The following is a 24,800-nucleotide window of genomic DNA, read 5'->3' on the forward strand; positions in this document are numbered from 1 at the left end:
GCCCGCTCGCGCGGCGCCGGCGTGAATCCTCGTGCGGTGGTCCGGGCGTCAACCAAGGGTCACTCCTCGTGCGGCCATGAAGGGCTGGGCGTTGACGGCGGTGCCGTTCACGCGGGTCTCGTAGTGCAGGTGGCAGCCGGTGGAGGCGCCGGTGGAGCCGACCGCGGCGATCTGCTGACCGGCCTCGACCCGCTCGCCGACGCTCACGTAGATGCCGCCCGCGATGATGTGGGCGTAGCCGGTGCTGATGCCCTCACCGTGGTTGATCTCGATCCAGTTGCCGTACGTGCCGAACACGCCGGCGTAGGTGACGGTGCCGCTGTGAGCGGCGAAGATCGGGGTGCCGCAGGGAGCCGCGAGGTCGGTGCCGCGGTGGAACGAGCTGGTCGATCCTCCGCCGGTCGAGAGGCTGCCGCGCGGTCCGAACGTGCCGGTGATGCGCCCGTTGACGGGCTTCACCCAGCCGGAGTCGCTGACCGCGGTCGATCCGCCGCCCGCGACGGGGGCCGGAGCAGGGGCAGAGTAGCCGCCACCGCCACCCCCGGAGCTGGGACGGGGAGCCGCGGCCGCAGCCGCTGCGGCGGCGGCCTGCGCGGCGGCGCGCTGGGCGTCGGCCGCGGCCTGGCGGGCGGCGGCCTCCTCGGCGAGCTTGCGCTGACGTTCGGCCTCGCGCGCGGCGACTCCCGCCTGGTACTCGGCGACGGTGCGCGACTCCGTGTCGCGCAGCGCGGCGAGCTGCTGCTCGAGCACGATGCTCTGCTCCTGCTGCTCGACGAGCGCGGCCTCGGACGCCTGCTGGGCGCTCGTGGCCTCGGCGAGGGCGGCCTCGGCGGCGACCCGGAGGCGCTCGCGCTCCGTCTGCGCCACCTCGGCCTGGTCGGCCAGCGATGAAGCGGTGTTGCGGGCGGTGCTCGCCTGCTCGTAGATCGCGTTGGAGCGCTCGACGAGCTTGGTCATGTTGCCGATGCGGCCGAGCAGATCATCGGATCCGGTGCTCTCGCCGTCGAGGAAGATGTTGACGGACAGGTCCGTGCCGGTGGTGCGGTAGAGCTGGGCGGCGAGCAGGCCGGCCTGCTGCGACGCGGCGTCGGCCTCGTCGGCGCTCGCGGTGGCCTTGGTGTCGAGCGACGTGGCGCGGTCGGCGGCGAGGTCGAACGCCTCCTGTGCCGTGAAGTACTCCTCGCCGCGCTTCTGCGCGAGCTCCTGGGCCGCGGCGACCTCGTCCTGCAGTCCGGCGATCAGCGAGGTGATGTTCTCGACCTGCGCGGCGGCCGCTTGGGTGTCGCCCTTGGCGGCCTCCACGTCGGCCCACGTCGGGTACTCGGCCGCCTGCGCGGGAGTGGCGACGAGGAGACCGGCGACGAGCGCGAGCACCGCGGACGCGAGCGCGGCGGAGCGGAGCCGCCCGAGCCGTGGCGCGCCCGATGACGGTGCGGGGCGACGGCGGCGCGGGAGAGAGAGCATGGGACCTCGGGGTGATCGGGGGATCCCTCACCACGGCAGGACGACGCGGGCCGTCGCCGGGGGAAGGGCAATTCCGACCAACCCTAACCAAGCCCCTACCGCCGCGCCTAGAGATGCGGCAACCCCGGACGGGGTTGTTCACGTGTGCGAAACGTTCGGATTTTGCATCTGGCGCGATCATCCGTATGCTTGCGTGTCGGTAGTCATGGTGGGGTCGGCCGCAGGGTCGCCCTGCAGCTTCCGGCCCCATCGTTTAGTGGCCTAGGACGCCGCCCTTTCACGGCGGTAGCACGGGTTCGAATCCCGTTGGGGTCACGAAGACGGCACCGAGCAAGAACCGGTCGGAAACGAGCGGGTGGAAATCGAATAGCCTCGAAGGCAGTATGCTTGTCTTCGCAACGAGGCCCTGTAGCGCAGCTGGTTAGCGTGCCGCCCTGTCACGGCGGAGGTCGCGGGTTCAAGTCCCGTCAGGGTCGCAAAGGGGCCCTTCCGAGAGGAAGGGCCTTTTTCAGCGGCGGAACGTCGCAACGGCTCTGTAGCTCAGTTGGTAGAGCGCACGACTGAAAATCGTGAGGTCACGGGATCGACGCCCGTCGGAGCCACGGAAACCCTCGCCTAGCTTCTACATGGCGGGGGTTTCTTCATGTCCGGACGCGTGCGAGGAGGACTCGTCCTGCAGAGCACGCGTGCCGGGCCGTTCGCCCAGCCTGCCTGCGTAGCCTGGTGAGGCCATGAATCCCGCCGCCTTCCCGCCGCCCGATCCGTCGACCGTCGCTCCCGAGCAGCCTCCGGTCGCGCCTCCGTACGCCGCGGCGCCCAGCGGATGGCCCACGCCGACCGCCTGGCCGGCGCCTCAGCAGGCGCCCGAGCCGCAGCCGTCGATCCATGCGCCGTACTCGTCGCTCCTCTACCTCCCCGATCCGCGCGTTCGCTGGGGACTGCCGACCGCCGTGCTCACGATCGCGGGGATCGTGGTGCCGCTCGCGGTGCTCATCCTGCTGTTCGGCTTCGGCGTGCTGCCCTACTCCCCCGGGCTCGCCTTCGCCGGCGCCTTCGGCAGCTACCTGATCGGCCTGGTCGTGCCGATCCTCGCCTCGCGGCTGCGCGGGCTGAAGTCGCTGGCTGCCGATTTCGGCCTGCGGTTCCGCTGGATCGACGTGCCGATCGGGATCGGCCTCGGGATCGCGGTGCGGATCGCCATCGTGCTGGTGCTCCTGGGCTTCTCCCCGTTCCTCCAGGACGCGCAGGGGAACCTCGAGCTCGAACCGGATCCGCTGTGGTTCGTCCTCAGCTCCGTGGTCATCCCCGTGGTCGTCGCGCCGATCGTGGAGGAGATCCTCTGCCGCGGCGTCGTGATGCGGGCGGTGCGCAACCGCATGCTCCGCACGAGGACCGAGGCCGCTCCCCCGACCCGGGGGCGGCGCGTCTGGGCGGCCGTGTTCAGCATCATCGCCTCGACGCTCGTCTTCGCACTGCTGCACGGGCACCAGATGGTGAACCCCGCGACGATCGCCACGCTCGGAGTGACCACGGTGGTGGCGGGTCTCGCGCACGGCTGGATCTCGACCGTCACCGGTCGGCTCGGCGCGGCGATCATCTCGCACGCGACGCTGAACGGCACCGCGGTGCTGCTGCTGGTGCTGGTGACGGCGCTGGGCTGAGCCGGCCCGACGTCTCAGACATCGAGGGCGCGCAGCGGCGGGCGCTCGATCGGGAGCTCGCCGCGCACCTGCCGGTGCAGGCGCTCCATGTCGGAGTCGAGAGCGGCGGCCGTGCGGGCCGCGTCGGCGAGTCCGTCGAGCAGCTCCGTGGGCACCTGGCGGTCGTACTTGTAGTAGATCTTGTGCTCGAGGCTCGCCCAGAAGTCCATCGCGATCGTGCGGAACTGGACCTCGACGCAGACGTCGACGGATCCGCCCGAGAGGAACACCGGCACCTCGACGATCGCGTGCAGGCTCTTGTAGCCGTTCTCCTTGGGGGAGGCGATGTAGTCCTTCACCTCGAGCACCGTCACGTCCGGCTGCGACGTGAGCAGCTCGAAGACGCGGTAGACGTCCGAGACGAAGCTGCACGTGATCCGCACGCCCGCGATGTCGGTGATCGCTCCCGAGATGCCCTCGAACGTGGTGTCGCAGCCCTTGCGCTCGATCTTCTCGATGAGGCTGTCGGCCGACTTGAGCCTGCTCGAGACGTGCTCGATCGGGTTGTAGTCGTGGAGCTCCCGGAACTCCTCCTGCAGGATCGACACCTTGGTGACGATCTCGTCCATGCCGAACTTGTACTGGAGCATGAACCGCGCGAAGTCGTCGCGCAGCGCTCGGATCTCGGCGACGGTGCCCGCGTCGAGGGCCTGCGCACCGGCGTCCGTGAGCGGAGGCAGGGCGGCGAGCGAGGGTTCGGAGGGGCGGCGATCCACAGTCGGACACCCTACGCGGGCGCAGCCAGCGGCCCGGTGTGAGCGGGAGGAGCGTCTGCTCACAGGACGCCCTGCGGCGGGACCGGGACGCGTGGCCATACTGGATCGTGTGAGCACCGCCGCCCCGGGTCCGACCTTCCCGCCTCCCGATCCGGCCACCGTCTCGCCGGGCCGACCGCCCCGGCGCCGGATCCCGCAGACGGCTCGGCGCGCGATCGCGGGCGGTGCGGCGCTCCTGCTCCTCGCCGCGGGCGCGGGCACGGCGGTCCTCGTCCGCGACTCCGTGTCGCAGCAGCGGTTCGCCGAGGCGTCCGAGGGGCTCGAACGGGTGGCCGCCGACCACGATCGGGCCGTCGATGCGTGGGCGGCGCTCGAGGAGTCCGTCGGGGAGGAGACGGAGGGGATCCGACCGGTGCTGGACGAGGCGGACGACGCGGCCGTGGATCCGTCGGCGCGCGACGCCTACGAGGCGGCGATCGACGCCCTCGTCGATGCGGCCGACGACGTCCCCGTCGCCGCGCGGGCGGCGGTCGCGGTGCCCGAGGCGCCGGAGGGAGCCGACGAGCGCTTCGCGGCGGCCGACGACCTCGACGCCCGGGCGGCGGAGCTGGCCGAGGAGGCCCGGGAGCAGGAGGAGCAGCGGGTCCGCGTCCGTCCGCTCCTGTCCGCGACGGGCGCCGCCGCGACCGCGTTCACCCGGAGCACCGCCGCCACGGCCGAGGCGCTGATCGCGAGCAGCACCGCCGCCACGCACCAGTCGCGCTGGCTGGTCGAGAAGGCGCTCTACGGGTACGGCAGCGACCCGGTCCCGCTCGACTTCTCGGACCCGGGCGCCCTGCGCGCGTACCTCGCGCAGGTCGAGGCGCTGCAGGCGTCGCAGGAGGAGGGTCTCGTCGAGCGTGCCGCAGCGGACTGGCCGAGGAAGCAGCAGGTGCTCGACTTCGCCGACTCGATCGGGGGCGGCGTGCCGATCGACATCTCCTGGGAGGAGAGCATCGAGGTGGACGGCGTCGCGTACGGCGACCGCGACTCCGGGGCCGGCCTGGCGACGTGGAGCCTGCAGGAGGGGGCGCCGTCGCGGATCCAGCTCACCGAGAGCATCCAGCGCTACTGGGACGCGGGCTGGACCGTGGGGCTCGTCGCGCACGAGGTCGGGCACGCCATCACCTCGAAGCAGAGCTGCTACGACCTGTACCGGGCAGCGCCCTTCGACGGCGACGACGAGAAGTGGGCGACCGCCTGGGCGCTCTCCCTGGGGTACACCGAGGGTTCGGGGGTCGAGCCCTACGGCTCCCCGGGCGACGACGCGATCGCCGTCGCCGCCGGATGCCGGTGATGCGTCCTAGCCTGGGGCGATGAGCACCGAGCCGCGTCCGCTGCGCTACTGCGCGTTCGTCATGAACACCGCCTCCCACATCCAGCACGGGCTCTGGCGCCACCCCGACGCCCGTCAGCACGAGTTCGACGACGTGCAGCTGTGGATCGACCTCGCCCGCACCCTCGAGCGCGGCCGCTTCGACGCGATGTTCTTCGCCGACGTCGCCGGCCTCTACGGCCCGGCGGACGGCGACTGGGAGGTCAACGCGCGCGAGGGCCTGCAGCTGCCGAGCAACGATCCGGCCGTGCTGCTCTCGGCCCTCGCCGTGAGCACCGAGCACCTCGGCTTCGCGTTCACGAGCTCGGTGCTGCAGTCGCACCCATTCGACTTCGCCCGCAAGGTCTCGACGCTCGACCACGTCTCGAACGGGCGGATCGGCTGGAACATCGTCACGAGCGCCCTCGACGGCGCCGCGCGCAACTTCGGCTACGACCGGCTCGAGGAGCACGACGAGCGCTACGCCTGGGCGCAGGAGTACCTCGACGTCGTCTACAAGCTGTGGGAGGGCTCGTGGGACGACGGCGCACTGCTGCGCGACAAGGCCGGCGCGTTCGCCGACGCGTCGCGCATCCACCGCATCGACCACGTCGGGAAGCGCTACCGCGTGCAGGGGCCGCACCTGTCCGCCCCGTCGCCGCAGCGCACGCCCGTGCTGTTCCAGGCCGGCTCCTCCCCCGCCGGCCGGCGCTTCGCGGCGCGCAACGCGGAGGCGCAGTTCGTCTTCTCGGGGTCGCCCGAGAAGACGCGCGAGCTGATCGTCGACACGCGCCGGCTCGCCGCGGAGGCGGGTCGCGGGGACGGCGTCCCGGCCTTCTACCTCGGTCTCTCGTTCATCACGGGCGACACCGAGGAGGAGGCTCGCCGCGCCGAGCGCGAGATCGACGAGTACCTGTCGTCGGACGCGTTCCTGCTGCACTCGAACCTCGGCTTCGATCCGAAGACGGGCGAGAAGCTCGATCCGGATCTGCCGCTCTCGGCGATCGAGACCTACGCCGGGCAGAGCCACCTGCAGTGGATCCGCGACGCGTCGCCCGATCGCGAGCCGACGGTGCGCGACCTCGCGCGGCTCTCGGCGAAGCTCCGCGGGCGCGTGGTGGGCACACCCGAGCAGATCGCCGACCATCTCGCCGAGTGGCGCGACGCGGGCATCGACGGCATCAACGTCGTCAACTGGATCCTGCCCGGCAGCTACGAGGAGTTCGTCGACCGGGTGATGCCGGTGCTGCAGGAGCGCGGGCTCGCTCAGACGGAGTACGCGGAGGGCACGCTGCGGCGCAAGCTCTTCGGGACGGACGAGCTGCCCTCGACGCATCCGGCGCGGGCCTACCGGGGCGCGTTCGCCTGAGTCCGGGCCGGCCGACCTCCGCCGCTCGGGGGAGGGATCCGGACCGCGACCCGCCTAGCGTGGAGCTATGACCACTCTGCCGTCCACCCTCTTCTTCTCCTTGTACGTCGTCGTCCTGGTCGTGGGCGCCGTGCTCGCCGTGGTCCTCGTGGTGCTGCTGTGCCGCCTGGCGATCGCGGCGCGCGAGACGCTGCAGACCACGACGCGACTCCGCGAGCTGCAGATCGTGCGGCTGCTCGAGGAGGACGAGGACGGGATCACACCGCAGGACCTCGGCTAGGGCGGTACGGCTCGGGCTAGGGCAGCGCGGGGCGCGGGTCGGGCTTCGGCACCCGCGGGATGAGCAGCCCGAGCACGACCGCGACGACGGCGCCCACCGCGCCGATCACGAAGGTCAGCCGGAACCCCCTCGGAGCTCGGCACCTCGACGGCGCCGACCGAGACGGTCAGCTGCGCCAGCACGGCGGCGGTGACCGCCGACGACAGGGTCGTGCCGAGGGTGCGCATCAGCGAGTTGAGCCCGTTGGCCGCAGCCGTCTCGGAGGCGGGCACGGCGTGCATGATGAGCGTCGGCATGGCGGCGTACGCGAGCCCGAGGCCCACTCCGATCAGGGCGTTGATCACGAGGATCTGCCACACCTCGCTGCCGAAGGGCAGCACCAGGAGGTACGACACCGCGATCAGAGCGGCGCCCGAGATCAGGACCACCCGGGGTCCCGAGCGCGAGGAGAGACCGGCCGCGACGGGAGAGGTCGCCATCATCGCGAGGCCGGAGGGGGCCAGCACGAGGCTCGCCACGATCAGGCTGAGGCCGAAGCCGACCCCGGAGGCGGTCGGCAGCTCGAGCATCTGCGGCAGCGTGATCTGCGCGCCGAAGAACGCGAAGCCCACGGCCACGGAGGCGAGGTTCGTGAAGAGGACGGCGGGCCGCACGGCGACGCGGAGATCGACGAGCGGGCTCGACTGCCGCAGCTCGAACCAGCCCCAGAGCACGAGCACGGCGACGCCGCCGAGCCCCGAGCCGAGGATCGCGGGGCTCGTCCAGCCCGCGTCGTTGCCGCGTGAGACGGCGATCAGCACGCCGCTGAGTCCGATCGCGAGCCCGATCGCGCCGACCACGTCGAAGCGGCCGGGCGAGCGCAGGGTCGACACCGGGACGACGAGCAGGATCAGCACGATGTCGAGGACGCCGAGCCCGGCGGACATCCAGAACAGGACGTGCCAGTCGGTGCTCTGGGCGATCAGGGCGCTCAGCGGCAGCCCGAGTGCACCACCGATGCCGAGCGTGGCGCTGACCAGGGCGATCGCGCCGGGCAGTCGATCGCGGTGCAGGGTGTCGCGGAGGATCGAGATGCCCAGCGGGATCACTCCCATGACCGCGCCCTGGAGCGCGCGCCCGACGACGAGGGTCCACACGTCGCCGGCGAACGCGCAGACGATCGAGCCGAGCACCAGCACCACGAGCGCCGCGACCGCCATCCTCCGCTTCCCGTAGAGGTCGCCCAGGCGGCCCGAGACCGGAGTGAGGATGCAGGCGCTCAGGAGGGTCGCTGTGATCACCCACGCGGTCTCGCCGCGGTCGGCGTCGAGCAGTCGCGGCAGCTCGGACTGGATGGGCACCACCAGCGTCTGCATGAACGACGCGCTCATCCCCGCGAAGGCGAGGACGGCGGTGATCAGACGCGGGTCGGGCGTGCGGGTGAGGGAGCGTCTGTCGGAGTCGGGCACGCGGGTCCTTCGAGTCGGGGATGTATTGCCCAGCTTTGCAGTCGCCGGCCGGGTACTCGAACCGCGGAGGGCTCCGGAACCTTCCCGCTCCGCGCCCTTCCGCAGTCGGTCGGGCGGGACGAGGATGTGCGGATGATCGACATCGAGAACTGGATCGCCGGCTACGAGAGGGCGTGGGCGAGCGACGACCCCGCCGACATGGCCGCGCTCTTCACCGAGGACGCCGAGTACTTCACCGCCCCGCACCGCGACGCGATCACTCCGCGCGACGCGATCGTCGAGTGGTGGCGAGCGGAGTCGGAGCCCGCCGAGCCGACCTTCGCGTGGGGTCTCGTGGCCCTGACGGACGCGACGGCGGTGGTGCAGGGGCGGACCGTCTACCCGGGGGCGGAGACGTACCTGAACCTGTGGATCATCCGCTTCGCTCCGGACGGGCGGGCGTGCTCGTTCACGGAGTGGTTCATGGAGGAGCCCGCCGACTCGGTGTCCTAGAAGCGCGGGTCTCGATACGCCGCTGCGCGGCTACTCGACCAGCAGGGGCTCGAGTCAGAGCTGGGCGCCCGGCACCGCGAAGGTGTCGCAGTCGACCGCGTCGCCCTCGAAGCCGGCCTCGAACCAGCGCTGGCGCTGCTCGGCCGAGCCGTGGGTCCAGCCCTCGGGGTCGACCGTGCCGGTCGCCTGCTCCTGGATGCGGTCGTCGCCGACGGCCGCCGCCGCGCCGAGCGCGTCCTGGTACTCCTGCGCGGTGACGGGCTTGAGGTAGGGCGTTCCCGTCTCGTCGGGCACGGTCGAGGCGTCGCCGACCCACGCGCCGGCGAAGCAGTCGGCCTGCAGCTCGAGGCGCACCGAGTCGGAGTCGGGCCCGGTGCCGGAGCGGTCCGCGGACTCCATCGCACCGGTCAGGTTCTGGATGTGGTGCCCCCACTCGTGGGCGAGGATGTACATCTGCGCGAGCGATCCGCCTGAGGTGTCGAACCGGGTCCGCAGCTCGTCGAAGAACTCCGTGTCGAGGTAGATGGTCTGATCCGGCGGGCAGTAGAACGGGCCGACCGCGGCCGTCGCGCCGCCGCATCCGGTGCTCGTCTCGGTGTCGAACACGATGACGCCACCCGGAGTCGCGTAGGTCGCGCCGATCGTGCCGGTCGCGGTGGCCCAGTAGCGGTCGAGCGACTCGGCGGCGCCCTCGAGGCGGCAGTCGACCTCGGTGTTCGCGTCGGCACCGCTGTCGCAGGCGACTGCGGTGCTGGTGATCTGCTCGGGCGAGGTGCCGCCTCCGCCGCCGAGGACCTCGCCGAGTCCCGTCAGGTTCACGCCGAGCAGCTGCGACAGCAGCGCGAGCACGACGACGACGCCCGCGCCGCCGCCGACTGCGATGCCCGTGGTGCGTCCGCGCCGGCGGACCTTGCCGCCGCTGAGCTGGGAGTCGTCGTTGAAGGTCATGCGGTCACGGTAGTGGTCCGGCGCCGCTCCCCGCCGGGGCTTGCGGAGGCGCGGGTCAGCCCCAGCGCGACTCGCTCGTCGAGCGGATGATCTCGAGCAGCGCGTCGCGGAGCGGACCGTGCTCGAGGCTGCCCGGGAACATGTCGACCTCGAGCCGGTGCGCACGCTGCCACGCCTCGGTGCCCTTCGCGGTCAGCGAGACGAGCTGGCGGCGCCGGTCGGCCGGGTCGCTCCGGCGCTCGACGTGGCCCTCGCGCTCGAGCCGCTCGATGGTGCGCGACATGGTCTGCACCTCGACGTGCGCGGAGGCGGCGAGCTCCTTCTGCGCGACGGGCCCGGCCTGCAGCAGGTGCAGGACGATGAGTCCGGCGTGGGTGAGGCCGATCTCGGCGAGCGCCCCGTGCCAGGCGTGCTCGACCATGCGGGACGCGGTCGACAGCAGTCGGCCCGTGGGCCAGCTGTCCATCCCGGAGTCGTCGTCCGCGCGCATCCGCTCAGGATAGCCCCGCGTGCCGGCGCCTCCCGGCTCAGGACGCGAAGCGGTGGGGGGCTCAGGACGCGAAGCGGTGGGGGCTCAGGACGCGAAGCGGTCGGTGGCCTCGATCAGCGCGTTCAGGATGCCGGGCTCGTCGAACGCGTGCCCCGCGTCGGCGATGAGGTGGAACTCGGCCTCGGGCCAGGCGCGGTGCAGGTCCCAGGCGGTGAAGGCCGGGGTGCACATGTCGTAGCGGCCCTGCACGATCACGGCGGGGATGCGGCGCAGCACCTCGGCGTCGCGGAGGAGCTGCCCCTCCTCGAACCAGCCCCGGTGCACGAAGAAGTGGTTCTCGATCCGCGCGAAGGCGAGGGCGAAGGCGGGGTCGGACCACGCCTGGATCATCTCGGGCTTCTGCAGGAGCGAGATGGTCGACGCCTCCCACGTTGTCCAGGCGACGCCGGCCGGACCGTGCACGGCCGGGTCCTCGTCGTGCAGGAGGCGGTAGTACGCCTCGATGAAGCTGCCGCGCTCCGAGGCGGGGACGACCGAGGTGTACGACTCCCACAGGTCGGGGTAGACCGCGGCGGCCCCGCCCTCGTAGAACCACTCGAGCTCGGCGCGGCGGAGGGTGAAGATCCCGCGGAGCACGATCTCGCTGACCCGCTCCGGGTGCGTCTCGGCGTAGGCCAGGGCGAGGGTGGAGCCCCAGGAACCGCCGAGGACCAGCCAGGTGTCGACGCCGAGGTGCTCGCGCAGGCGCTCGATGTCGGCGACGAGGTACCAGGTGGTGTTCGTCGAGAGGTCCGCGCCGGGCTCGCTGGCGTGCGGGGTGGAGCGTCCGCACATCCGCTGGTCGAAGAGGACGATGCGGTACTTCTCGGGGTCGAAGAGGCGGCGGTGCGCGGGCGAGGTGCCGGCACCGGGGCCGCCGTGCAGGAAGACGACGGGCTTGCCGTCGGGGTTGCCCGAGACCTCCCAGTAGACGGAGTGGCCGTCGCCGACGTCGAGCATGCCGGTCTCGTACGGCTCGATCTCGGGGTACAGGGTGCGCATGCTCGGCACTCTACGGAGTCGCAGTGGCGCGTTCCGCGATCTCGGCGGCGCGGTGCGCGATCGACCGCGCGCGGCGGTGCCTCCGCTCGATCGCCTGCCCGGCGTAGGCCGCCGCCACGATGAGCGCCGCGCCCAGCGCGCCGAGGGGCCCGATCGCCTCGCCCGCGAGCACCGTGCCGACCAGCAGCGCCCAGACCGGCTCGGTGCCCATCAGGATGCTCGCCCGCGCGGCCGAGGTGCGCCGGACCGCCCAGAGCTGCACGACGAAGGCGAAGACCGAGCAGAGCAGCCCGAGGAAGAGGACGCTCCCCCAGCCCGCCGCGTCGAGAGCGGCGGCCGAGACGGGGAGCGAGGGACCCGCGAGCAGGGAGAACGCGCCGGCGCAGACGAGCACCTGCACGAGGACGACTCCGAGCGTGCCGTCGGTGCGGCCCCGGGTCAGGTGCGCGCTGGCGGTGACGTGGAACGCGCGCACGACCGCGGCGGCGATCACGAGCGCGTCGCCCGGCGTCGGCGTGCGGAACCCGCCCTCCGAGACGAGCAGTGCGACTCCGACCACCGCGGCGACCGCGGCGACGAAGAACGAGCGCGGCAGCCACGAGCGCGAGGCCAGCCCCTCGAGCACGGGGGTCATCACGAGCGCGAGGCTGATCAGCAGCCCGGCGTTGGTGGCGGAGGTGAGGTGCACGCCCCACGTCTCGAGACCGATGACCGCGGCCTGGGAGCAGCCGAGGACGGCGGCGATCACGAGGCCGCGCCCGCGCGGGAGGCGCTCGCGGCGCACCAGGCACACCAGGGCGAGGGCCGCGGCGGCCACCAGGAAGCGGAGGGCGACGGCCGAGGGCACTCCGGTCACGGCCGCGAGGTCCTTCGCGGCGAGGAAGCTGGCACCCCACACCGCGGCGACGCCGAGCAGGAGCAGATCGGCGGCGGTGTCGGAGGAGCGGCGGGAGGGCATGGGGCTACTGTCGTCCCCACGGACGATGAAGAACAACGGGCATCGTCTTGATCGATGAGGAAGCAGATGCTTATGGATCCCGCGCGACTCCGCCTGCTCCGCGAGCTCGGTGACCGCGGGAGCGTCGCGGCGGTCGCCGCCGCCCTGCACATCAGCGCCTCGGCGGTGTCGCAGCAGCTCGGCGCTCTGCAGGCCGGGGTCGCCGTCCCTCTCACGGTGCGCAGCGGTCGCCGGCTCGTGCTCACGGAGGCGGGCGAGGCGCTCGCCGTCGCCGGGGCGCGCGTCGAGGAGGCGCTGGCCGAGGCGCAGGCGGCGGTCGACGCGCATCTGGAGCGCGACGACCGGGCGGTGCGGGTCTCGGCCTTCCACAGCGCAGGCCTCACCCTTTTCGGGCCGCTGCTGCGAGCGCTGGGCGAGGACCTGCGCGTCTCGCTGACCGACGCCGACGTCGCCCAGGACCGCTTCGCCGGGCTGACCGCCGACCACGACCTCGTGATCGCGCACCGCCTCGCGCACGATCCGGAGTGGCCGTCGGCCAGGATCGTCAGCACTCCGCTGCTCGTCGAGCCGCTCGACATCGCCCTGCACGCCGCGCACCCGCTCGCCGCGCAGGCGAGCATCCGCCCCGAGCAGCTCCGCGACGAGCGCTGGATCTCGACGCACGACGGCTTCCCGCTGGCGGGAGTGCTCGAGCACCTCGGCGCGCTCGGCGGCCGGGCCCCGCGCATCGAGCACCGGATCAACGAGTTCTTCGTGGCGGCCGAGGTGGTCCGCTCGGGAGCGGCGATCGCGGTCATGCCCCGGATCACCGCCTCGACGCTCGCGGTGGACGGGATGGTGCTGCGCCCCGTCGAGGGCGGGGCGCTCGTCCGGCACGTGGACGTGCTCGCCCGACCGGGGGCGCTCGCGCACCCGCCGGTGCGCCGGGTGCTCGCGGTGCTGCAGGAGGTGGCCGGACGGACGGCGGGGGTCTAGGCGCGCAGATCCCGCTCGAAAGCGAGACGGACGCGGCGCTCGTACTCGTCCTGCTCCATCGGCACCACCGCGACGAGCAGCTCCTCGAGCCGCTCCTGGTCGGAGCCCGTCACGGAGACGATGGAGTAGTCGATGAGCCGAGCGAGCATCCGGGATCCGTCGACCTCGAGCACCCAGACGCCGTCGTCGCGGCGCTCGCAGGTGTTCCCCGCCGTCCCCGCCAGCTCCGGAGCCGTGTAGCGGCTGCAGACCTGGATCTCGAGCGCGAACTCCGGGTCGAACCGACTCGTGAGGATCGTGATGTCCCCCGGGTCGGGAAGGTGGTCGGTGTCCTGCCGGGCGAGCGGATCCTCCGACGCCCGGACGGAGGACTCGTACTGCCCGATGACGACGGCCGTCGTCGTGAGTCGATCGGACTCGAACGGCACGACGGAGTAGTCGAGCCGGTACTCGTACTCCGTCTCCTGCGAGGCGCGCACCGCCGTGGTCCGCCCGACCACCGTCTGCGCCACGGGTGATGCCACCACAGCCAGGAGGGCGGCGGTCGCCACTGCTCCGATCACCCGGGGGCGACCCGGATGGACGACGAGCGACCCGGACGCCGCCGCGGCTCCGAGCAGCAGCGGAACGGCAGCGAGGAGGGGAGGCGGGAGAGGCGGCGCCTCGGTCACGAGCGGCGCGACCACAGCGGCGAGCGTCGCGAGGGTCAGCAGCGTGCCGAGCGCGAGATTCGCGCCGACGTGGAGTCGACCCGTGACGATCCGGGACACGCTCAGCAGCAGCGCGGTGGCGATCAGCGGCAGGACGGCCAGCGCGGCCAGACCGGCGGACCCGGCGAAGAGCAGCGGCACGGCGAGGATCGATCCGGCGAAGGCGACGGCGCTGACGGCGATGCCCGCCATGACGGAGTGGGCGATCACCGGAGGTCGATCGGACGCAGTCGTCATCGGGCCCCTCCCTGCCGCTGCCCCCGAGTGTAGAGAGCGACCGCTCCTCCTACCCCGCTCGCAGCACGCGCGCCTACGCTCGTCGGCATGAGCACGCAGCGCACGCCGGTGAAGGTCGCAGTCACGGGAGCGGGGGGCGCCATCGGCTACGCCCTGCTGTTCCGCATCGCCTCGGGTCAGCTCCTCGGGCCGGACGTGCCCGTGCGGCTGAGCCTGCTCGAGATCCCGGCCGGGCTCCGGGCCGCGGCCGGCACCGCCCTCGAGCTGCAGGACGGAGCGTTCGGGCTCCTGCACGGCGTCGAGGTGACCGACGATCCCCGCGCGGCCTTCGACGCCGCGAACGTCGCACTCCTGGTCGGCGCCCGGCCCCGTTCGGCGGGGATGGAGCGCGCCGACCTGCTCGCCGCGAACGCCGGCATCTTCGGGCCGCAGGGCGCCGCGCTGAACGCGCACGCCGCGGACGACGTCCGCGTGCTGGTCGTCGGGAACCCGGCGAACACGAACGCCTGGATCGCCCGCGCGAGCGCGCCGGACATCCCGCGCGGTCGCTTCACCGCGATGACGCGGCTCGACCACAACCGCGCCGTCGCGCAGCTGGCCGCGAAGCTGGACGCCCCGGTCGGCTCGATCGCGGGAGTCGCGATCTGGGGCAACCACTCCGCCTCCCAGTACCCGGACGCGACGCACGCGAGCGTCGACGGACGGCCCGTGACCGAGCTGGTCGACGCCGCGTGGTTGCACGACGAGTTCGAGCCGCGCGTCGCGAAGCGCGGGGCCGAGATCATCGAGGTGCGCGGAGCGTCGTCGGCCGCCTCGGCAGCGTCCGCCGCGATCGACCACGTGCACGACTGGATGACGGGCACCGAGTGGACCTCGGCGGCCGTCGAGTCGGACGGCTCCTACGGGGTGGAGGAGGGGCTGATCTCGTCGTTCCCGGTGCGCTCGGTGGACGGCGAGTGGCGCATCGTCGAGGGGCTCGAGATCGACGAGTACTCGCGGCGCAAGATCGACGAGTCGGTGCTCGAGCTGCGGGCCGAGCGCGACGCGGCACTGGCGTACCTGCAGCGCTGAGCCCGCGGCCCGGCCGCCTCTGGTCCCGGCGTCAGTGGCGCGGAGCCTTCTCGGGGCGCGGGAGGCTGCCGTCGGCGCGGGCCGCCTCGTACCAGGCGTGCGCCTCCTCCTGCCGGGTCTGCTCGGCGCCGGTCGCGATGGCCGCGCGCAGGTGCTCGGGGCCGTAGCCGAAGGACGCGACGAGGTCGCCGGCGTGGGGACGGAGCCGGGCGAGCAGGCGGTCCATGTACGACGTCACGGCGACCGCGCGCTGCGACGAGAGCCGCCCGTGCAGCAGGTACCAGTCGAGGTGCTTCTCGACGAGGCCGAGGCCGAAGAGGTCGCGGAGCCAGGTGAGGACCGTGCGGGTCCCCTCGTCCTCGATGCCGGCGAGCGCCTCGGTGAACGCCTCCCACTGCAGCAGCTCGGCGTGCGCGCGGGCCGCCTCGATCAGCTGGTCCTGGTGGGCGTTGAAGAGGCGCGCGGCCTCGTCGGCGGGGAGCTTGCGCGCCGCGCGCAGGCGTGAGGCAATGCCGGAGACCATGGTCTCGACGCGTCCGGTGAGCAGCTCGCGCTGGTCCTCGCGGAGCTGGCCGACGGAGCGGGCCGTGGATCCGCGGTCCGAGACGACCTGGGCGAGGCGGCGCAGACCGGAGTTGTCGACCGTCGCCCCCGCGACCTGGCCGACGGCGTAGCGCGCCAGCTCGGTGGGCTGGGCGTCCTTGAAGCGGCGCCCGACGTCGGTGAGCAGGCGCTTCGCGACGAGCTGGAGCAGGACCGTGTTGTCGCCCTCGAAGGTGACGTAGACGTCGAGGTCGGCGCGCAGCTGCGTGAGCCGGTTCTCGGCGAGGAAGCCCGCGCCTCCGCAGGCCTCGCGCGCCTCCTGCAGCGTGTCGAGGGCGTGCCAGGTGGAGACCGCCTTCAGCCCGGCGGCGAGGGTCTCGAGGTCCTGGCGCGACTCGTCGGTGTCGTTCCTGCCCGAGAAGACGTCGTCGAACGCGCGCAGCAGCTTGTCGTGCGCGAAGCCGGCGGCGTACGTCGTCGCGAGGCGCGGGAGCAGACGGCGCTGGTGGCGCTGGTAGTCGAGGAGGACCTCCTCGCGGTCCCCTCCCCCGGTGAACTGCCGGCGCTGGTCGCCGTACGTCACGGCGATCGCGAGGGCGATGCGGGACGCGGCGACCGCTGCTCCGTCGAGCGAGACGCGGCCCTGCACCAGGGTGCCGAGCATGGTGAAGAAGCGGCGGCCCGGGCTCGCGATGGGCGAGGAGTAGGTGCCGTCGGCCGCGACGGAGCCGTAGCGGTTCAGCAGGTTCTCGCGCGGCACTCGGACGTGGTCGAAGTGCAGGCGGCCGTTGTCAATGCCGTTCAAGCCGCCCTTGAGGCCGTCGTCCTCGCCGCCGATGCCCGGGAGGAACGCGCCGGACTCGTCGCGCAGCGGCACGAAGAACGCGTGCACGCCGTGGCCGACGCCCCGAGTCACCAGCTGGGCGAACACGACGGCGGCGCGGCCGTCGATCGCGGCGTTGCCGAGGTAGTCCTTCCACGCGGCGCGGAACGGGGTGTTGAGGACGAAGTCGCCCGTCTCCTCGTCGAACGTGGCGGACGTGGCGATGGACGCGACGTCGGAGCCGTGACCGGTCTCGGTCATCGCGAACGCGCCGGGGATGCGGAGATCCATGATGCCGGGCAGCCACTTCTCGTGGTGCTCGCGGGTCCCCAGGTGCAGGACCGCGGCGCCGAAGAGGCCCCACTGCACGCCCGACTTGATCTGCAGCGACGGGTCGGCGGTGACCAGCTCCTCGAAGCCGGCGATGTTGCCGCCGTGGTCGGCGCCTCCGCCGAGGTCGGCCGGGAACGCCCGCAGCACGCCCTTCTCGGCGGCGAGGATCCGCATCTGCCGCGTGACGCGCGCACGGTGCTCGGCCATGGGGAGGCCGCTCTCGCCGTGCAGCTCCGGACGGGCGGTCAGCGCGCGCGAGGCGAGGCGCTGCTCCTTCCAGGCGCCCAGGAGCAGCTCGCCGAGGACCTCGACGTCGACCGACGGTGCGCCGTCCTCGTCGAGGCGGGCGTCGACCTCGGTGCCGAGCGCGTCGACGGGCGGAGTGGGGGCGATGGCGCCGGAGCGGGAGCGGCGCTTGCGGGAGGAGCCGGTGGCCGCCTTCTCGGCGGCGTCCGCGGCGGAACGGGGGCGGGGAGCAGTGGTGACCATGAGTGGAGGATCCCTTCGACCGACGGCGGTGACTGCACGCTAGGTCGCGGTCGCGGAACGCGGAAAAGTTCCGTCGCGGGCCGACAAAGGCGGCCGGGCGGATGCGGCGGGGCGTTGTCGGATCGGGCCAGGCGGGCGTGGGCGAGCCGGGACGGCGTGGCTAGGCTCGCGGTATGAGCGAGCCGCCGCTGCCTCCGCCCCCGCCGCCCCGCCGGGAGCCGGTGCAGCCGGAGTGGGCGTCTCCCGGTGCGACGCCGTCGGGCCTCTCGACGCCGTCGGCCCCCGGGCGGATGCCGTCGGGGCCGGGCACTCCGTGGACCGCGGCGCGCCTGCGCCGCCCGGTGCGGGTCTGGGACCTGGTGCTGACGATCGTGCTGCTGGCGGGCGAGTTCCTGCTGACGGCGCTGCTGTCGTACTTCGGGCTGTTCCTCGCGATGGCGAGCGACGCCTGCATGGGCGGCAACGACTGCGACTCCGGACTCATCGGCGGCGGAGTGCTCGTGGCCGCGGGCGGGGTCTGGATCGGGATGCTCGTGGCGCTGGTGGTGTCGATCGTGCTGCTGGTGCTGCGGCGGATCGCCTTCTGGGTGCCGATCGCCGGCACGGTGCTGTCGTTCGCCGCCACGATCATCGGCTCGTGGATGGCGATGGCCGGGACGGGGACGTGAGCGGAGCGCCGGCACCGCAGCGGCGCCCGGTGCGCGTGTGGGACCTCGTCCTCACGGTCGTGCTGCTCCTGGCCGAGGTCTGCGCGACGCTGCTGCTGACCTACGTCGGCCTCTTCCTCGAGCATGGCGAGCGACGGCTGCCTCGGCCGCGACGACTGCGACTTCACCCTGCTGAACTGGGGGGTCCTCATCGCGGCGGGTGGGGTCTGGATCGGGATGCTCGCCGCGCTCGTCGTGTCGATCGTGCTGCTGGTGCGGCGGCGGATCGCCTTCTGGGTGCCGATCGCCGGCACGGGCCTGTCGTTCGCCGCGACGGCGATCGGCATCTGGATGGTGACGGTCAGCACGGACTGATCGGCGCTCAGTAGCTGTCCCATCCGGGCTCCCAGTCGGGCTCCTCCGGCGGCACCCAGTCGTCCTCGGGCGCGGCGGAGGAGACGGGCGGACCGGCGGTGCGCTCGGACGAGGCGCCGCCGAACGCCGGGCGGGCGCCCTTCGCCGCGGCGCCACCGGAACGGGCGGCACCGGAGCGGGCCGGACGCCGGGGCGCCGGCTCCTCCTGGTTCGCATCGGGCTCGGCGATCTCGGGCGTCTCGCCCGCGACGACGGCGAGCACCGCGGCTCCGTAGGTCACGAGCTTCTTCTGGCCGACACCGCCGATGATGCTGAGCGCGTCGATCGTGGCGGGCTCGGCGGTGGCGATCTCGCGCAGGGTCGCGTCGTTGAAGACGATGTAGGCGGGGACCGACTGCGCCCGCGCCTGCGCGGCGCGCCACTCGCGGAGCCGCTCGAACAGCGGCTGCGCCTCGGTCGGCAGATCGGACACGGTCGAGCGACCGGAGCGCGACGAGCCGCTCGAGCGGGCGGGCTTCTCGGGCTCCTGCCGCAGCTCGACCTTGCGCTCGCCGCCGAGGACCGACCCGGACGCCGGGGTGATCACGAGCGTGCCGAAGCCGTCGTCGTTGACCCCGAGCAGCCCCTGCGCGAGCAGCTGGCGCGCGACTCCGCGCCACTGGGTGTCGCTCAGGTCGGCGCCGATGCCCCAGGTGGAGAGCGCGTCGTGGCCGTGCTGGGTGGTGCGCGGGGTGGTCTTGCCGCGGAGGATGTCGATGACGTGCCCGGCGCCGAACTGCTGGTTGCGCTCGCGCTTGAGCCGCACGACGGTCGAGAGGAACTTCTGCGCGGCGACCGTGCCGTCCCACGAGGCGGGCGGCTCGAGGCAGGTGTCGCAGTTGCCGCAGGCGGTGCTCTCCTGGCCGAAGTAGGCGAGCAGGTTCACGCGACGGCACTGCACGGTCTCGGAGAGCGCCAGCATCGCGTCGAGGTGCGCGGACATCCGGCGGCGGTGGGCCAGGTCGCCCGGCGACTCGTCGATCATGCGGCGCTGCTGCACGACGTCCTGCAGGCCGTAGGCGAGCCAGGCGGTGGACGGCAGGCCGTCGCGACCGGCGCGGCCCGTCTCCTGGTAGTAGCCCTCGACCGACTTGGGCAGGTCGATGTGCGCCACGAAGCGGACGTCGGGCTTGTCGATGCCCATGCCGAACGCGATGGTGGCGCAGACGATCACGCCCTCCTCGCGGAGGAAGCGCGACTGCGCGGCGGCGCGGACGCGGGCGTCGAGGCCCGCGTGGTACGCCACCGCGTCGAAGCCGGCGCCGCGCAGCGCCTCGGCCGTCGCCTCGACGCTCTTGCGCGAGAGGGCGTAGACGATGCCCGCGTCGTCGGCGTGCTCGCGGCGCAGGAAGTCGATCAGCTGCTTGCGCGGCTCGACCTTGTTGACGATGCGGTACTGGATGTTGGGACGGTCGAAGCTCGAGACGAAGTGCCGGGCCTCGCCCATGTGCAGGCGCGTGGTGATCTCGCGGTGCGTCGCCTCGGTCGCCGTGGCGGTGAGCGCGATGCGCGGCACGTCGGGCCAGCGCTCGGCCAGCTCGCCGAGGGCGAGGTAGTCGGGGCGGAAGTCGTGTCCCCACTGGCTCACGCAGTGGGCCTCGTCGATCGCGAAGAGGGCGATGCGGCCGCGGGCGAGGAACTGCTTCATCCCCTCGTTGCCGAGCCGCTCGGGCGCGACGTAGAGCAGGTCGAGCTCGCCGTCGAGGTAGGCGCGCTCGACCCGGGCGCGCTCGCCCGAGTCCTGGGTGGAGTTGAGGAACTCGGCGCGGACGCCGTTGGCGCGCAGGGCGTCGACCTGGTCCTGCATGAGGGCGATGAGCGGCGAGACGACCACTCCGGTGCCCTCGCGGACGATCGAGGGGATCTGGTAGCAGAGCGACTTGCCGCCGCCGGTGGGCATCAGGACGACCGCGTCGCCGCCCTCGATGACCTGCTCGACGATCTGCTCCTGCTCGCCGCGGAAGGAGGAGTAGCCGAAGACGCGCTCGAGGATCTCCTGCGCGGGCGTCTGAGTACCGGGCTGCTCGGCGAGCGGGAGGGCGGTCGCGGTGGGCTCTGTCACCCGGGGAACTCTACCCGCCGCCTCCGACTCCGCTCCGGGCGACGGGGACCGCTGGGGACGGCGCCGGAGCGCCTCCGGTTGGGGAGGAGAGGTCAGAGCGCGGTGATCGTCTTCGTGTCGCCGTCCCAGAAGCGCACGCTCGAGAGGCCCACGGGGAACGGCTCGCCCAGCAGGGGCACGGCCGCGCCCAGCTGCTCGGCGCGCAGGCGGCGCGAGGCGCTCACGTGCGGGGTCCACGCCTCCGGGAGCGACGTGGGCACGCCGCCCGGGACCGCCGCGACGGTGGCGCGGTGCAGGGCGTCGAGCGCGGGCGAGCGGACGGCGCCCCAGGCGAGCACGAAGCGGCCGGAGTGGGGGAAGAGGAGGACGGCGCCGAGGTCGACGCTCGCGGGGAGCGGGCCGAGGGCCCCGGGCTCCGGGCACTCGAGCTCGGGGCCGGCGACGAGGGTGATGTGCGGGCGGTTGCTCTCGGAGCGGTGCAGGGCGAGGCTCGGCAGCCCGGCGCTCTCGAGCGCCTCCCACTGGCTCCGGATGCGGGCCTCGGACTCCGGGTCGAGGAGGAGTTCGACGCTGCGCACGCGTCCTATCCTGCCGCGAAGGGCGGCGCCCGGCGCGGGCTCGCCGTTCCGCAGAAGTTGCGGTAACGGCGCGCGCTCACCGCAACTTGTGGAGGATCCGCGGGCTCGAGGACGGGCGACGACGTCGAGTACGCAGAAGTTGTCGTACCTCGAGCGCGAGTACGACGACTTTCGAGGAGTCGACGGGGCGGGCGGGGCAGGCGGGACGGGAGGGACGAGCGGCTCTGCGCCGCCCTGCTTCCGCAGAAGTTGCGGTAACGGCGCGCGCTCACCGCAACTTGTGGAGGATCCGCGGGCTCGAGGACGGGCGACGACGTCGAGTACGCAGAGGTTGTCGTACTCGAGCTCGAGTACGACGACTTTCGAGGAGTGGGGGGCGGGCGGGGCGTCAGCCGATCGTCACGAGGGTGGCGAAGAGCTCGGGGGCGCGGCGGTCGACGAGGCGCCCGCCGAGGCGGATCCCGAGCACCGCGAACAGCCCGCCGAGCACGAGCGCGAGGACCAGCGACACCGTTCCGAGGACCGGGTCGCTGCCGACCAGGGAGATCGCGCCGACGACGATCGACGGGAGCGACAGCAGCGCGGTGGCGCCCATGCTGCCGAGCATCACGACGCTCGAGATCATGCCGGAACCCGGCGGCGTCTTCAGCGGGCTGTCACCGGGCGCCGGCACCGGGTAGACGACGAGCGCCGACGCGATGCTCGACACTCCGAAGCCGCTGAGGACCAGGGCGAGCGAGATGCCCAGGATCGCGGGGATCGCCTCGGGCCGCCCGGCGTAGAGGCAGGTGCCCACCGCGACGATCACCACGGCCGGGACGCCGACGATCGCGGCGGCGATGACGCGGCCGGCGCGGTCGGCCGCCCCCGTCACTCCGAGCTGACGTGCGCGGCCCACGCGGTGCCGTCGTACGAGACGTCGGCGCAGAGCGTCACGCCGAAGATCAAGGCGATGAAGACGGCCGAGAAGGTGGCGAACGAGCTCCCGCCGCCGCCGAGGGTGCCGTAGAAGAGCGTGAGGACGACGACCGCCGGGATCACGAGCAGGCCGCGGCTGTAGCGCGGGTCGCGCCACCAGTAGCCGAGGGCCCGCGCGGCGATCGCCCCGGTGGGGGTGCCGGGGAACCGGCCGAAGAGGCCGATGCCGGCGGATCCGGAGGCGGTGCCGGACGCTGACGCGGCGGGCTCGCGCAGGGCGCGGCGCAGCGCGAGCGACCAGCCCCGCACGAGCACGGCGAGCGTCCCCACTCCGATCGCGGAGCGCGCGAGCGCGGCGAGCCACTCCCCCGCCACGATCGACCCGGGCACCGCCCAGATCGCTCCGAGCGGCGACCAGCCGAGGGCCGTGGCGACGACGGGGAGGACGTCGACTCCCTCTTGAAGCACGCCCATCACTCCGATGAGCAACGGCCCGAGCAGGACCATCACGACGAGGACCACTCCGCCGATCACCTCGCGGTAGCGGCGGCTCGAGCCCAGCCCGGTGGTGAGCGCGCCGATCAGGCGGGAGGCGACGACGCAGGTCGCGACGCCGATCACGGCGCAGACGAGCGCGGGGACGACGCCGATCGGCTGCCTCCACCAGGCGGCGGCGGTCGCGAGGGCGGCGAGCGAGGTGACGATGCCGGGGATGCCCGCGATGCCGGCGGCGGCGAGGCCCAGCATCAGGGTCCTCAGGGGGATCGGGAAGGTGGCGAGCGTCGAGAGGTCGAGGCTCTGATCCGAGCCCGACACGAAGATGGGGCCGAGTACCCAGCCCAGCAGCAGGGCGGAGCCGCCGAGCACGATCACGACGTTCACGAGCGCGGGATCGGTGCCGCCGAGCGCGACGAGGCCGACGACGACGAGGCCCAGGACGAAGACCGCGTACAGGCCCCCGAAGATCACCCCGATCAGCTGCCACACGTTGCGCGTGAGCGTGTTGCGCAGCAGCAGCAGGCGCAGCCTCAGGAGATGCGCAACCATGCCGGGCCCTCCTGGTGGGTGCGTCCGCCGACGAGCTCGACGAAGCGCTCCTCGAGGCTGGACCCCGCCCGCACCTCGGCGAGCGTGCCGGCGGCGAGGACGCGGCCGTCGGCGATGACGGCGACGCGGTCGCACATCCGCTCGACCAGGTCCATCGAGTGGCTCGACACGATCACGGTGCCGCCGGAGGCGACGAAGCCGGTCAGGATGTCGCGGATGTTGGCCGCGGAGACGGGGTCGACCGACTCGAACGGCTCGTCGAGCACGAGGAGCCGCGGGGCGCGCACGAGGGCGCAGGCGAGCGCGATCTTCTTGGTCATGCCCGCGGAGTAGTCGACGACGAGGGTGCGGTCGGCCGGATCGAGTCCGAGCAGCGCCAGCAGGTCGTCGGCGCGCTCGAGGACGGTGGGCCGGTCGATGCCGCAGAGCAGGCCGTAGTAGGTGATGAGCTGGAGTCCGGTGAGCCGGTCGAACAGCTTGACGCCGTCGGCGAGGACGCCGATCAGGCGCTTGGCCTCGAGCGGCCGCTGCCAGACGTCGACCTCGTGGATCGTGACGACGCCCTCGTCGGGGCGGAGCAGGGCGGTGGCCATCGAGAGCGTCGTGGTCTTGCCCGCTCCATTCGGGCCGACCAGGCCGAAGAACGAGCCGGCGGGGACGTCGAGGTCGATGCCCTTGACCGCCTCCTTGTCGCCGAAGCGCTTGCGCAGACCGCGGATCCGCAGCGCGATCTCGCCGGAGCGGCCCGCCGCGTCCGGGGCGGCCCAGGCCGGAGCTGCGTGCTCGGTAGCGTCGTCGGGGGCGCTGGTGGGCGCCGTTCCGTTCGTCCCGTCCATGGGAGTCCCTTCGGTGCATGACCGCGGGCCGCGGTGGGCGGCCGCTCCTCCCACGGTAACCAGGCCTCGTGGCACGGGGCATCCGCCTCGGGAGGGATCCGCGCCGCCTACGCTGACTCCATGCCCACGCTCCTCCTCGTCCGGCACGGGCGCACGACCGCGAACACCGCCGGGATCCTGGCCGGCCGCACCGCCGGGGTCCGGCTCGACGACGTGGGGCGCGCGCAGGCCGCTCGCACGGCGGAGCGCCTGGCGGCGGTGCCGCTGGCCGCCCTCGTGACGAGCCCGCTCGAGCGCTGCCGGCAGACGTCGCGGGCGATCCTCGACCGGCAGGGGACGCCTCCCGAAGCCGTCGTCGAGAAGGGGATCACCGAGGCCGACTACGGGCAGTGGTCGGGCCGGCACCTGCGCGATCTGGCGAAGGAGCCGCTGTGGGCGACGGTGCAGAACCAGCCGTCGGCGGTGGTGTTCCCCGGCGGCGAGGGGCTCGCGGCGATGCAGGCCCGCGCCGTCGCGGCGATCCGGAGGCACGACGCGGCCGTCGCCGAGCAGCACGGCCCGGCCGCGGTGTGGGCCGCCGTCAGCCACGGCGACACGATCAAGGCGATCCTCGCCGATGCGCTCGGGATGCACCTCGACCTGTTCCAGCGGCTGTCGGTCGGACCGGCGTCGGTGTCGATCATCCGCTACGGCGCGGGACGGCCCGAGGTCGTCGCCACGAACACCGAGGCGGGGGACCTGGGCTGGCTGCGCGCGGCCCCGGCGCCCGCGGCCGAGGCCGCTGTCGGCGGCGGAGCCGGTCACGAGTAGGTCCACGCGAGGAGCCACCCTCCGGGACGCGGCTCGTACACTGGAGT

24 protein-coding genes and 3 tRNA genes are annotated in these 24,800 nt (G+C 73.0%); 13 read left to right on the forward strand and 14 right to left on the reverse strand.

The window, feature by feature from the left end; all coding sequences use genetic code 11:
- Nucleotides 1-48: 48 nt before the first annotated feature.
- Nucleotides 49-1,464, reverse strand: a complete 1,416-nt coding sequence (locus AC0CID_RS10535) for a peptidoglycan DD-metalloendopeptidase family protein (protein ID WP_465226763.1) — start codon at nt 1,462-1,464, stop codon at nt 49-51.
- Between the two features lie 242 nt (nt 1,465-1,706).
- Between AC0CID_RS10535 and AC0CID_RS10540 the strand changes: the two genes are divergently transcribed.
- The 4 genes from AC0CID_RS10540 (at nt 1,707) to AC0CID_RS10555 (ending at nt 3,125) form a co-directional block, all read left to right on the forward strand.
- Nucleotides 1,707-1,779 (forward strand) — tRNA-Glu (locus AC0CID_RS10540).
- Nucleotides 1,780-1,866: 87 nt separating this feature from the next.
- Nucleotides 1,867-1,940: transfer RNA gene (locus AC0CID_RS10545), tRNA-Asp, on the forward strand.
- A gap of 53 nt (nt 1,941-1,993) precedes the next feature.
- Nucleotides 1,994-2,066: transfer RNA gene (locus AC0CID_RS10550), tRNA-Phe, on the forward strand.
- A 129-nt stretch (nt 2,067-2,195) separates the two neighbouring features.
- The gene (locus AC0CID_RS10555; RefSeq protein WP_465226764.1) at nt 2,196-3,125 is read left to right on the forward strand and encodes a lysostaphin resistance A-like protein; all 930 of its coding nucleotides are present in this window, start codon (nt 2,196-2,198) and stop codon (nt 3,123-3,125) included.
- 14 nt (nt 3,126-3,139) lie between these two features.
- Here AC0CID_RS10555 and AC0CID_RS10560 read toward each other — a convergent pair whose 3' ends face one another.
- Nucleotides 3,140-3,754 carry a GTP pyrophosphokinase gene (locus AC0CID_RS10560; RefSeq protein ID WP_465228082.1) on the reverse strand — a complete coding sequence of 205 codons (615 nt, stop codon included), beginning with the start codon at nt 3,752-3,754 and terminating at the stop codon, nt 3,140-3,142.
- Between the two features lie 235 nt (nt 3,755-3,989).
- On the opposite strand from AC0CID_RS10560, the gene AC0CID_RS10565 reads away from it, so the two are divergent.
- The 3 genes from AC0CID_RS10565 (at nt 3,990) to AC0CID_RS10575 (ending at nt 6,883) form a co-directional block, all read left to right on the forward strand.
- On the forward strand, nt 3,990-5,216 hold the full coding sequence (locus AC0CID_RS10565; protein WP_465226765.1) for a hypothetical protein: 1,227 nt from the start codon (nt 3,990-3,992) through the stop codon (nt 5,214-5,216).
- 19 nt (nt 5,217-5,235) lie between these two features.
- Nucleotides 5,236-6,603, forward strand: coding sequence for an LLM class flavin-dependent oxidoreductase (locus AC0CID_RS10570; protein WP_465226766.1), 1,368 nt, complete (start codon nt 5,236-5,238; stop codon nt 6,601-6,603).
- A gap of 67 nt (nt 6,604-6,670) precedes the next feature.
- Nucleotides 6,671-6,883: a hypothetical protein gene (locus AC0CID_RS10575; protein WP_465226767.1), complete on the forward strand. Its 213-nt coding sequence runs from the start codon at nt 6,671-6,673 to the stop codon at nt 6,881-6,883.
- Here AC0CID_RS10575 and AC0CID_RS10580 read toward each other — a convergent pair.
- Nucleotides 6,880-8,331, reverse strand: coding sequence for an MFS transporter (locus AC0CID_RS10580; RefSeq protein WP_465226768.1), 1,452 nt, complete (start codon nt 8,329-8,331; stop codon nt 6,880-6,882). The two genes, AC0CID_RS10575 and AC0CID_RS10580, sit on opposite strands and share 4 nt — an antisense overlap.
- Before the next feature lie 132 nt (nt 8,332-8,463).
- Here AC0CID_RS10580 and AC0CID_RS10585 point away from each other — a divergent pair, with 132 nt between their 5' ends.
- On the forward strand, nt 8,464-8,823 hold the full coding sequence (locus tag AC0CID_RS10585; RefSeq protein ID WP_465226769.1) for a nuclear transport factor 2 family protein: 360 nt from the start codon (nt 8,464-8,466) through the stop codon (nt 8,821-8,823).
- 54 nt (nt 8,824-8,877) lie between these two features.
- Here AC0CID_RS10585 and ypfJ read toward each other — a convergent pair whose 3' ends face one another.
- The 4 genes from ypfJ to AC0CID_RS10605 form a co-directional block, all read right to left on the reverse strand.
- Nucleotides 8,878-9,771, reverse strand: a complete 894-nt coding sequence (gene ypfJ / locus AC0CID_RS10590; protein WP_207406636.1) for a KPN_02809 family neutral zinc metallopeptidase — start codon at nt 9,769-9,771, stop codon at nt 8,878-8,880.
- Nucleotides 9,772-9,826: 55 nt separating this feature from the next.
- On the reverse strand, nt 9,827-10,261 hold the full coding sequence (locus AC0CID_RS10595) for a MarR family winged helix-turn-helix transcriptional regulator (RefSeq protein WP_465226770.1): 435 nt from the start codon (nt 10,259-10,261) through the stop codon (nt 9,827-9,829).
- A gap of 84 nt (nt 10,262-10,345) precedes the next feature.
- Nucleotides 10,346-11,302: a prolyl aminopeptidase gene (gene pip, locus AC0CID_RS10600; RefSeq protein WP_465226771.1), complete on the reverse strand. Its 957-nt coding sequence runs from the start codon at nt 11,300-11,302 to the stop codon at nt 10,346-10,348.
- A 10-nt stretch (nt 11,303-11,312) separates the two neighbouring features.
- Nucleotides 11,313-12,260, reverse strand: a complete 948-nt coding sequence (locus tag AC0CID_RS10605; RefSeq protein ID WP_465226772.1) for a DMT family transporter — start codon at nt 12,258-12,260, stop codon at nt 11,313-11,315.
- Between the two features lie 66 nt (nt 12,261-12,326).
- Between AC0CID_RS10605 and AC0CID_RS10610 the strand changes: the two genes are divergently transcribed.
- Nucleotides 12,327-13,235, forward strand: a complete 909-nt coding sequence (locus tag AC0CID_RS10610; RefSeq protein WP_465226773.1) for a LysR family transcriptional regulator — start codon at nt 12,327-12,329, stop codon at nt 13,233-13,235.
- Here the strand turns inward: AC0CID_RS10610 and AC0CID_RS10615 are convergent.
- The gene (locus AC0CID_RS10615) at nt 13,232-14,182 is read right to left on the reverse strand and encodes a hypothetical protein (RefSeq protein ID WP_465226774.1); all 951 of its coding nucleotides are present in this window, start codon (nt 14,180-14,182) and stop codon (nt 13,232-13,234) included. The two genes, AC0CID_RS10610 and AC0CID_RS10615, sit on opposite strands and share 4 nt — an antisense overlap.
- Before the next feature lie 87 nt (nt 14,183-14,269).
- Here AC0CID_RS10615 and AC0CID_RS10620 point away from each other — a divergent pair, with 87 nt between their 5' ends.
- Nucleotides 14,270-15,253, forward strand: a complete 984-nt coding sequence (locus AC0CID_RS10620) for a malate dehydrogenase (protein ID WP_465226775.1) — start codon at nt 14,270-14,272, stop codon at nt 15,251-15,253.
- Between the two features lie 31 nt (nt 15,254-15,284).
- On the opposite strand, the gene AC0CID_RS10625 is transcribed toward AC0CID_RS10620, so the two are convergent.
- A complete protein-coding gene (locus AC0CID_RS10625; protein WP_465226776.1) occupies nt 15,285-17,441 on the reverse strand; it encodes an acyl-CoA dehydrogenase family protein in 2,157 nt (718 codons plus the stop codon).
- Nucleotides 17,442-17,614: 173 nt separating this feature from the next.
- Between AC0CID_RS10625 and AC0CID_RS10630 the strand changes: the two genes are divergently transcribed.
- Both AC0CID_RS10630 and AC0CID_RS10635 read left to right on the forward strand, forming a co-directional pair.
- On the forward strand, nt 17,615-18,109 hold the full coding sequence (locus AC0CID_RS10630) for a DUF6264 family protein (RefSeq protein WP_465226777.1): 495 nt from the start codon (nt 17,615-17,617) through the stop codon (nt 18,107-18,109).
- Between the two features lie 123 nt (nt 18,110-18,232).
- Complete coding sequence (locus AC0CID_RS10635; protein ID WP_465226778.1) at nt 18,233-18,463, forward strand: hypothetical protein; 231 nt, start codon at nt 18,233-18,235, stop codon at nt 18,461-18,463.
- A gap of 7 nt (nt 18,464-18,470) precedes the next feature.
- Here the strand turns inward: AC0CID_RS10635 and recQ are convergent, their stop codons facing one another.
- The 5 genes from recQ to AC0CID_RS10660 form a co-directional block, all read right to left on the reverse strand.
- Nucleotides 18,471-20,660: a DNA helicase RecQ gene (gene recQ, locus AC0CID_RS10640; protein ID WP_465228083.1), complete on the reverse strand. Its 2,190-nt coding sequence runs from the start codon at nt 20,658-20,660 to the stop codon at nt 18,471-18,473.
- A complete protein-coding gene (locus AC0CID_RS10645; RefSeq protein WP_465226779.1) occupies nt 20,657-21,142 on the reverse strand; it encodes a 2'-5' RNA ligase family protein in 486 nt (161 codons plus the stop codon). The genes recQ and AC0CID_RS10645 overlap by 4 nt, the downstream gene beginning before the upstream one ends.
- Before the next feature lie 388 nt (nt 21,143-21,530).
- Nucleotides 21,531-22,040 carry a hypothetical protein gene (locus tag AC0CID_RS10650; protein WP_465226780.1) on the reverse strand — a complete coding sequence of 170 codons (510 nt, stop codon included), beginning with the start codon at nt 22,038-22,040 and terminating at the stop codon, nt 21,531-21,533.
- A complete protein-coding gene (locus AC0CID_RS10655) occupies nt 22,013-23,107 on the reverse strand; it encodes a hypothetical protein (protein WP_465226781.1) in 1,095 nt (364 codons plus the stop codon). The genes AC0CID_RS10650 and AC0CID_RS10655 overlap by 28 nt, the downstream gene beginning before the upstream one ends.
- A complete protein-coding gene (locus AC0CID_RS10660; RefSeq protein ID WP_465226782.1) occupies nt 23,089-23,943 on the reverse strand; it encodes an ABC transporter ATP-binding protein in 855 nt (284 codons plus the stop codon). The genes AC0CID_RS10655 and AC0CID_RS10660 overlap by 19 nt, the downstream gene beginning before the upstream one ends.
- A gap of 120 nt (nt 23,944-24,063) precedes the next feature.
- Between AC0CID_RS10660 and AC0CID_RS10665 the strand changes: the two genes are divergently transcribed.
- Nucleotides 24,064-24,753: an MSMEG_4193 family putative phosphomutase gene (locus tag AC0CID_RS10665; protein ID WP_207406656.1), complete on the forward strand. Its 690-nt coding sequence runs from the start codon at nt 24,064-24,066 to the stop codon at nt 24,751-24,753.
- Nucleotides 24,754-24,800 lie beyond the last annotated feature (47 nt).

This window comes from Rathayibacter sp. AC451, from assembly GCF_979253095.1.

Bases quoted from the DNA above. Each gene is read 5' to 3' on its own strand.
- AC0CID_RS10535 (WP_465226763.1), bottom strand. From the start codon at position 1,464: ATGCTCTCTCTCCCGCGCCGCCGTCGCCCCGCACCGTCATCGGGCGCG.
- AC0CID_RS10555 (WP_465226764.1), top strand. From the start codon at position 2,196: ATGAATCCCGCCGCCTTCCCGCCGCCCGATCCGTCGACCGTCGCTCCC.
- AC0CID_RS10560 (WP_465228082.1), bottom strand. From the start codon at position 3,754: ATGCTCCAGTACAAGTTCGGCATGGACGAGATCGTCACCAAGGTGTCG.
- AC0CID_RS10570 (WP_465226766.1), top strand. From the start codon at position 5,236: ATGAGCACCGAGCCGCGTCCGCTGCGCTACTGCGCGTTCGTCATGAAC.
- AC0CID_RS10575 (WP_465226767.1), top strand. From the start codon at position 6,671: ATGACCACTCTGCCGTCCACCCTCTTCTTCTCCTTGTACGTCGTCGTC.
- AC0CID_RS10585 (WP_465226769.1), top strand. From the start codon at position 8,464: ATGATCGACATCGAGAACTGGATCGCCGGCTACGAGAGGGCGTGGGCG.
- ypfJ (WP_207406636.1), bottom strand. From the start codon at position 9,771: ATGACCTTCAACGACGACTCCCAGCTCAGCGGCGGCAAGGTCCGCCGG.
- AC0CID_RS10595 (WP_465226770.1), bottom strand. From the start codon at position 10,261: ATGCGCGCGGACGACGACTCCGGGATGGACAGCTGGCCCACGGGCCGA.
- pip (WP_465226771.1), bottom strand. From the start codon at position 11,302: ATGCGCACCCTGTACCCCGAGATCGAGCCGTACGAGACCGGCATGCTC.
- AC0CID_RS10605 (WP_465226772.1), bottom strand. From the start codon at position 12,260: ATGCCCTCCCGCCGCTCCTCCGACACCGCCGCCGATCTGCTCCTGCTC.
- AC0CID_RS10610 (WP_465226773.1), top strand. From the start codon at position 12,327: ATGCTTATGGATCCCGCGCGACTCCGCCTGCTCCGCGAGCTCGGTGAC.
- AC0CID_RS10615 (WP_465226774.1), bottom strand. From the start codon at position 14,182: ATGACGACTGCGTCCGATCGACCTCCGGTGATCGCCCACTCCGTCATG.
- AC0CID_RS10620 (WP_465226775.1), top strand. From the start codon at position 14,270: ATGAGCACGCAGCGCACGCCGGTGAAGGTCGCAGTCACGGGAGCGGGG.
- AC0CID_RS10625 (WP_465226776.1), bottom strand. From the start codon at position 17,441: ATGGTCACCACTGCTCCCCGCCCCCGTTCCGCCGCGGACGCCGCCGAG.
- AC0CID_RS10630 (WP_465226777.1), top strand. From the start codon at position 17,615: ATGAGCGAGCCGCCGCTGCCTCCGCCCCCGCCGCCCCGCCGGGAGCCG.
- AC0CID_RS10635 (WP_465226778.1), top strand. From the start codon at position 18,233: ATGGCGAGCGACGGCTGCCTCGGCCGCGACGACTGCGACTTCACCCTG.
- AC0CID_RS10655 (WP_465226781.1), bottom strand. From the start codon at position 23,107: ATGGTTGCGCATCTCCTGAGGCTGCGCCTGCTGCTGCTGCGCAACACG.
- AC0CID_RS10660 (WP_465226782.1), bottom strand. From the start codon at position 23,943: ATGGACGGGACGAACGGAACGGCGCCCACCAGCGCCCCCGACGACGCT.
- AC0CID_RS10665 (WP_207406656.1), top strand. From the start codon at position 24,064: ATGCCCACGCTCCTCCTCGTCCGGCACGGGCGCACGACCGCGAACACC.